The 7,043-nt window shown below is 34.9% G+C and carries 6 protein-coding genes and 2 pseudogenes; 5 read left to right on the forward strand and 3 right to left on the reverse strand.

Annotated features, from left to right (window positions below; genetic code table 11):
* Nucleotides 1-45: 45 nt before the first annotated feature.
* Nucleotides 46-471: pseudogene (locus LZP46_RS15930) on the forward strand (DEAD/DEAH box helicase); the annotation flags it as partial.
* A pseudogene (locus LZP46_RS15935) lies at nt 453-1,118 on the forward strand (ATP-binding protein); the annotation flags it as partial. The pseudogenes LZP46_RS15930 and LZP46_RS15935, both read left to right, overlap by 19 nt.
* Nucleotides 1,119-1,222: 104 nt before the next feature.
* Here the strand turns inward: LZP46_RS15935 and LZP46_RS15940 are convergent.
* On the reverse strand, nt 1,223-2,044 hold the full coding sequence (locus tag LZP46_RS15940; RefSeq protein ID WP_001046004.1) for an OXA-23 family carbapenem-hydrolyzing class D beta-lactamase OXA-23: 822 nt from the start codon (nt 2,042-2,044) through the stop codon (nt 1,223-1,225).
* A gap of 105 nt (nt 2,045-2,149) precedes the next feature.
* Here LZP46_RS15940 and LZP46_RS15945 point away from each other — a divergent pair.
* The 3 genes from LZP46_RS15945 to LZP46_RS15955 all read left to right on the forward strand — a co-directional run bounded on the left by LZP46_RS15945 (nt 2,150) and on the right by LZP46_RS15955 (nt 6,164).
* A protein-coding gene (locus LZP46_RS15945) for an IS4-like element ISAba1 family transposase (protein WP_085947913.1) occupies nt 2,150-3,240 on the forward strand; the annotation gives its coding sequence in 2 pieces (ribosomal slippage) (nt 2,150-2,690 and nt 2,690-3,240; 1,092 coding nt in all).
* Between the two features lie 103 nt (nt 3,241-3,343).
* On the forward strand, nt 3,344-5,221 hold the full coding sequence (locus LZP46_RS15950; protein ID WP_236095278.1) for a DNA methyltransferase: 1,878 nt from the start codon (nt 3,344-3,346) through the stop codon (nt 5,219-5,221).
* Nucleotides 5,214-6,164: a hypothetical protein gene (locus LZP46_RS15955; protein ID WP_236095279.1), complete on the forward strand. Its 951-nt coding sequence runs from the start codon at nt 5,214-5,216 to the stop codon at nt 6,162-6,164. Before LZP46_RS15950 ends, LZP46_RS15955 begins: the two co-directional genes overlap by 8 nt.
* 111 nt (nt 6,165-6,275) lie before the next feature.
* Here the strand turns inward: LZP46_RS15955 and LZP46_RS15960 are convergent, their stop codons facing one another.
* Both LZP46_RS15960 and LZP46_RS15965 read right to left on the reverse strand, forming a co-directional pair.
* Complete coding sequence (locus LZP46_RS15960; RefSeq protein ID WP_120403538.1) at nt 6,276-6,590, reverse strand: BrnA antitoxin family protein; 315 nt, start codon at nt 6,588-6,590, stop codon at nt 6,276-6,278.
* Nucleotides 6,577-6,864 carry a BrnT family toxin gene (locus LZP46_RS15965; RefSeq protein ID WP_068975324.1) on the reverse strand — a complete coding sequence of 96 codons (288 nt, stop codon included), beginning with the start codon at nt 6,862-6,864 and terminating at the stop codon, nt 6,577-6,579. Before LZP46_RS15965 ends, LZP46_RS15960 begins: the two co-directional genes overlap by 14 nt.
* Nucleotides 6,865-7,043 lie beyond the last annotated feature (179 nt).

Genomic DNA, 7,043 nt, shown 5'->3' on the forward strand with positions numbered 1-7,043 from the left:
CTTATTGAAAATAAATGAATTTATATAGAAAAAAATTGACATATTATGCATCATCACACGAACATGGGGATGCGAGCTATGCAAGCTCGCGCCTTCGAATCTCGTAATAGTCAGTATTTGCTCTTAAAAGCCCCTCCTGCATCAGGTAAATCTCGTGCATTAATGTTTTTGGGTTTAGACAAGATACACAACCAAGGGTTAAGCAAAGTTATTGTAGCTGTACCTGAACGCTCAATTGGCGGTTCATTTGCTAGCACAAAACTAAGCGAAAGTGGCTTTTTTGCAGATTGGGATATCAAACCTGAAAACAACTTATGTACTGCTGGTGGCGATAAAAGCAAAGTAAAAGCCTTTAAACACTTTATGGAAGGTACAGATCAAATTTTAGTATGTACACATGCCACACTAAGATTTGCTTTTGAAGAGCTTGAAGATCATGTATTTAATAATACATTAGTCAAAATACACGACAATTTTTGCAGAATCTGCCAGCCAATGATGTTCTCCTTACTGGTTCACGCGGCACAGGAAAATCTTCAATTGTCCGTGCCCTTTTAACCGAGTATAAAGATCAAGGATTACGTTTAATTGAAATTGAACGTGATGATCTGTCCGATCTTCCTGAAATCCAGAAGCTCATCCAGAAGCGTCCGGAAAAGTTCATTGTCTACTGCGATGATCTGGCCTTTAATGCTGAAGATGAAAACTATCGCAGCTTAAAAAGTGTACTTGATGGCTCATTACAGTCAGGTTCAAGTAATTTTATTATTTATGCAACCAGCAACCGTCGACATCTGTTACCAGAATTTATGCATGAGAACACGCCAGTGACTCGTGTAGATGTACCGCAATATACCGAGTTGCATCCACAAGAAGCCATTGAGGAAAAAATTTCACTCTCGGATCGTTTTGGAATGTGGCTTTCATTCTATCCAATGGATCAAAACCTGTATTTAACCATTGTAGAACACTATCTTGCTAAAACAGATATGCCAATGAATGACGAAGCCCATGCTGAAGCCCTACGCTGGTGTCAGGCACGTGGTCAACGGTCAGGACGTGCCGCCTATCAGTTCTCTAAACACTGGATTGGATCACAACAACTAAAAGCACTGTAAAATTTTAAACTAGAAAAATTAACAGGTTTCATTATTAGTCAGATTATAAAAGGCCCATTTATCTCAAATGGGCTTTTTATAAAATTAGAGTTTCTGTCAAGCTCTTAAATAATATTCAGCTGTTTTAATGATTTCATCAATAATTCATTACGTATAGATGCCGGCATTTCTGACCGCATTTCCATATTTAATGCAAAAGCGACAATTTTTCCATCTGGCTGCTCAACCCAGCCGGTCAACCAGCCCACTTGTGGTTTTATATCCATTGCCCAACCAGTCTTTCCAAAAATTTTGTAGCCATTACTCTCTTCTAAAAGAAGCATATTTTTTACATTAGCCTGCACTTTTTCACTAAATGGAAGCTGTGTATGTGCTAATTGGGAAACAAACTCTACCTCTTGAATAGGCGTAACCTTTAATGGTCCTACCAACCAGAAATTATCAACCTGCTGTCCAATTTCAGCATTACCGAAACCAATACGTTTTACTTCTTTTTGCATGAGATCAAGACCGATACGTCGCGCAAGTTCCTGATAGACTGGGACTGCAGAAAGCTTCATGGCTTCTCCTAGTGTCATGTCTTTTTCCCAAGCGGTAAATGACCTTTTCTCGCCCTTCCATTTAAATATTTCATTAATATCCGTTTTCTGGTTCTCCAATCCGATCAGGGCATTCAACATTTTAAATGTAGAGGCTGGCACATATTCTGTATTTGCGCGGCTTAGAGCATTACCATATAGATTAATTTTTTTATCTGTTTGAATAACCAGCACACCTGAGGTGTTTTTTTCATCAAAGTATTGATGAATCACCTGATTATGTCCTTGAACAATCTGACTCGGGGTTTCATTTATTAAATTATGCTGAACCGTACAACCAGAAAGAAAAAGAGAAGCAACCACATAGCAAGTAAAATATTTATTCATTTTAAACACCAGATCAATAGAAAATAAAAAAGAGCTCTGTACACGACAAAAATAGATAACTCATTGAAATAATGTCATAATAATTGTTTTCTAACGACGAATACTATGACACATCTCAATGAGTTATATCTTATCTTAAACAAATCTCTAAAATGGAACAAGTCACATTTAAAGTGCTTTGCGCTCATCATGCTTGTGATTATTTTAAAGCAAACATGTAATCTTTCTTCTGCATCTAAAGCCTTGCCCATCAAGTGCTTACCACAATCATTTTATCGACGTATGCAGCGCTTCTTTGCAGGTCAGTATTTTGATTATCGTCAAATTTCTCAGTTGATTTTCAATATGTTTTCATTCGACCAAGTGCAACTGACTTTAGATAGAACCAATTGGAAATGGGGAAAACGAAATATTAATATCCTGATGCTCGCAATCGTTTATCGTGGAATAGCGATACCTATCCTTTGGACATTGCTTAATAAACGTGGAAATTCAGATACGAAAGAGCGCATTGCTTTGATTCAACGCTTTATAGCCATTTTTGGTAAAGACCGTATTGTGAATGTGTTCGCAGACAGAGAGTTTATCGGTGAGCAGTGGTTTACATGGTTAATTGAACAAGACATCAACTTCTGCATTCGTGTTAAAAAAACTTCATTGTCACCAATCATTTAGGAAAGAATCATAAAATTAGTGATTTATTTCGCCATCTTAAAGTTGGTCAAATTGAATGTCGTAAACGACGGATTTTGGTTGGTCGGGTGAAACTATATATAAGTGCACTACAGTTAGAAAATGGAGAGCTTTTACTCGTCGTTTCTCCTCAGTTTAATGCCAATGCTATTCAGGATTATGCATTACGCTGGGAAATTGAAACCTTATTCAGTTGTCTCAAAGGACGCGGGTTTAATCTTGAAAATACGCGCTTGACAGACCCTAGACGAGTGAAAAAATTGATTGCGGTGTTAGCTATAAGCTTCTGTTGGTGTTACTTAACGGGTGAATGGCAACATGATCAAAAAAAAGCGATAAAAATAAAGAAGCATGGACGACTCTCAATGAGTTTATTTCGCTATGGTTTAGACTATGTTCAAATGGCGATTCAGCGTTTAATTGGTTTTGGGAAAAAAGAAGAGTTTAAGGAAATTTTGGCAATTTTAAGAAGGCAGAATCCTGATAGGATAAGGGTTCTGTGAAATTTGTCGTGTACAGAGAAAGATTTTATAACTAAAAGTGAGGTGTCTACAGCCTAATGTTAGAATAGCTGAATGTTCCTATCTCAATGCGTTTTAGTTCTTTATGAGCAATTCTAATGATCAGCTTGATCTTCTGTTAAAAGACAATAATTTTGAAGTGCTCTCTTCGCCAAGAAAATCAATTATAAAAGAGATATTTAAAAATGATTTCTGGGGAGATAGTGAGCAAAAATTAGAAGATATTTTGGTTAAAAAGAAGCATATTGAATTAGTGAATAAGCCTCTAGATGAAGATATTAGTGCTGGAAAAAACACATATACCTACGATGCACATACGTATCATACAAAAGTTCCTCCCCAAGGGATTTCGAAAGTTATTCAATACTATTTACCGCATGGTGGAGTTGTTCTAGATCCTTTCGCTGGTAGTGGTATGACTGGCGTTGCTGCATCTGCGAATGGATATGATGTTATTCTTAATGAGTTATCTCCAGCAGCATCATTTATTGAGTCAAATTTTTTAAAGAATGTTGATCCACAAGATTATCAAGCTGGAATTCAGTTTGTTTTAAATAAAACAAAACAAGTTAGAGATACTTTGTATACGACTACTTGTAGAGAGTGTTCAACTAAAACAGAAATTTTATATGTAGTCTGGTCATATGAATTGGAATGTAATCACTGTAATGGTGTATTTGTTCTATGGGATCATTGTAGAAAATATGGCTCTAATGTAAAAGAACATAAACTATTAAAAAAATTTGAATGTCCTCATTGTCTGAAAGAGGTCAATAAATCTTATTTAAATAGATTAGATACTAAGCCTGTTTTTCTTGGATATAAATGTTGTTCTAAACAAATTAAAGAACATTCTTTAGATGATTTTGATTATGAAAATATCAAGAAAAGTGAGGATTTGGTTCAAATCTATCAAGGTGTATATCCAGATGTAGAAATCCCTGACGGAGTAAATTTAAATCAACCGAAACGACACGGTATCAAAAATATTAAAGATTTTTATACATCACGTAATTTAGTAGCGTGTAGCTCTATTTGGCAGGCTATAGGTTTAGTAGCTGATAAAGAAATAGCTAGCCTCCTTACTTTTACATTTACATCCCTTTATCAGAGAGTTACTAAAACTTCTGAATACCGATTTTGGGGGGGGAGTAGTAATACCGCTAACTTTAATATTCCACAAATTTTTAATGAAGCTAATGTATACCTAACTTTTGAAAGAAAAAGTAAAAATATCTTAGATCATCTAAAATCCACAGCTCAAAAATATACAGGAAAATCTGTAATCCATACAGGCAGTGCTACAAATTTGAGTTTTTTACCAGATGAATCAGTAGATTTAATTTTTACAGATCCTCCGTTTGGGTCATTTATTAACTATAGTGAAATGAATATTTTATGGGAATCATGGTTAGGGGTCTTTACAGATTCTAAGAATGAAGCAATTGTTAGTAAAGTTCAGAACAAGGGCGTTGAAGAATATACTGACTTGATGACTTTAAGTCTAAAAGAGGCATATCGTGTTCTAAAAACTAACCAATGGATGGTTTTGGTCTTTATGAATTCGTCAGAAAAGATCTGGAGTTCTTTACATAAGGCTATTCAGGATTCAGGTTTTATCATTGAAAAAGTTAATATCTTTGATAAGAAGCATGGAACATTTAAACAGTTCGTCAGTGAAAACACTGCTGGTGCTGATTTAATGCTGCATTGTAGAAAAATTACTAATCCAGATAGTACGTTTAGTAGTATAGACAGTAATTTCAATATTGAATCATTTATGAAAAACTTAAGTAAAGAAAAAATACCATATATCAATTACTTGCATGTTGATAGGCAAGATGAAATCGACTTTAGAACATTATATAGTCGCTATGTTGCTAAAAGTTTATCAAGTGGTGTTAAAGTCATTGATTTTTCTGACTTTAGATCAAAATTAAATGAGATTCTAATTAATGCTTAAACCTGCCTTTTCTAGCGATGAATTTGTTCGAATGAAATTTGTATTAGCTACAAAAGTAGTTGGTATGATGGGAAGAAAATTGGAAGAGGATGATTGGACGGATGCCTATTGCCAAGCGAAAAATATTCCTAGGAGTAACTGGAGTAATTTAAATATTGATATTAATTATCAAGGTCTTGGTGTAGAAATAAAACTGTATAGGGTTAAAAGTTCACATAAAGAATCTATTAAAGAAAATTGTGGAACAACGAAAATGCATCCAGCAGCTACTCGATCAATTCGAATAGATGGTAGCTTATCAGCTGAGGATGCTAAAAATAGTGTATTAAAACAGTATGCTGAATTAATTATAGATAGAACAAATAAAGTACAAGCTGCTTCTAATACACAAGTTGCTGATATGAGATCAGCGTGGGTGCTATGGGAGCCAGAGTTACGAGAGTTTCTATATTTTGAAGAGGAAATGTTTATTCCAGATCCTCAAAATTATTTTGCTGAATGGAATATAACAAAAGCCAGAGGTAGCAGAAAAGAAAGTAAATCCTTATGGATTTATGATAAGCAAACTAAATTAAAGCGGTACTCAGTGACTACTGATGCAGGTGCAAAAATACAACCTTACTTTGATATTCCTGCAGCAAGCGATCCTAATTTATATTATTTCAGGGTACAAAGTGAAATGTTATCTGACAGCGATGTTGGATTATGGGTTTCGCAATTAACAGCTCAAAGATTAGGAAAATTTGTTGATATATATGATAAACAAAAGCTGAGTGAATTTTTATTAACATCTATCAATGATTTTACCGTGGATGATACTTCAGCAGAGCCTGAATATGCTGTTTGTTTAACAGTTAATAATGATGCTTATGAAACGCTGATTACTACTCTACAAGGGGTTAGTGATGAACATAATATGCAATTATTTTTGAAATACCTTTAGTCTGAAACTTTTTAATAAAATCGATAACTGAGTTTTTCTTAGTTCAGTTTATCTAAAATTAACATAATACACGTTATGCGAAGTCAAAAATGGGAGCTTAAGCTCCCATTTTTATTGATGATTTTTTAATTCTTTTAGCATAGCATCCCGTAAGATTTCATTCATACGTGTTTGATAACCTTTTCCCTGTGCTTTGAACCAAGCAAGCACATCAGCATCTAACCGAATTGAAGTTTGTTGCTTTACTGGACGATAGAATTGATTGTGGCGTACAGCATTACTCCAGTCGGTAATTTCAGGTATATCTGAGAGATCTAGCTGATCGTCAGCAACCGTTCCCTTAGCAAGCAAGCGTTGAATTTCAGCATCTTGCTTGTCGCTGAATTTTTCATTCAGTTCTTTGCGTGAGTATCTAACCATGCTCATATCTATCTCGCTCCGCCTTAGTGACTTGTCTTGCACTAATGATTCGTATGATTTCACAGTCATCTTCATCAAAGATGGTGTGAGCTACTAAGAGCATTAGTACGCCTTTTACTTTTCCAATGGTTTGCCAACGTTCTTCACCATCGGTATGTCTGTCTTGGATTGAGATCCTTAATGGATCATCGAAAACAAGGCTTGCCGTTTCGAAAGAGACATCGTGTTTTTTCTGATTCTTTCGATTCTTTGCCTCATCCCATTCGAAATACTGTTTCATAAAAAACATTCAAATTTGTATATACAATAATGTATCACAAAATTGTATCACTCAAGTTGAGAAGCGTAATTTTTAGTCAAAATTATTGGCAAAACATTCCAAAACTGCTCATAAAAAAGCCGACTTGTTTCAAAGTCGGCTTTTTGGGCATTTTTAGATTTTTATGGTTTTATTAAGTA

Origin of the sequence: Acinetobacter sp. SCLZS86, from assembly GCF_021560715.1 — a bacterium.
Taxonomy (GTDB): domain Bacteria; phylum Pseudomonadota; class Gammaproteobacteria; order Pseudomonadales; family Moraxellaceae; genus Acinetobacter; species Acinetobacter towneri_A.

Excerpts from the sequence above, each read along its gene's own strand:
- LZP46_RS15940 (WP_001046004.1), bottom strand. The coding sequence starts at position 2,044 with ATGAATAAATATTTTACTTGCTATGTGGTTGCTTCTCTTTTTCTTTCT.
- LZP46_RS15950 (WP_236095278.1), top strand. The coding sequence starts at position 3,344 with ATGAGCAATTCTAATGATCAGCTTGATCTTCTGTTAAAAGACAATAAT.
- LZP46_RS15955 (WP_236095279.1), top strand. The coding sequence starts at position 5,214 with ATGCTTAAACCTGCCTTTTCTAGCGATGAATTTGTTCGAATGAAATTT.
- LZP46_RS15960 (WP_120403538.1), bottom strand. The coding sequence starts at position 6,590 with ATGAGCATGGTTAGATACTCACGCAAAGAACTGAATGAAAAATTCAGC.
- LZP46_RS15965 (WP_068975324.1), bottom strand. The coding sequence starts at position 6,864 with ATGAAACAGTATTTCGAATGGGATGAGGCAAAGAATCGAAAGAATCAG.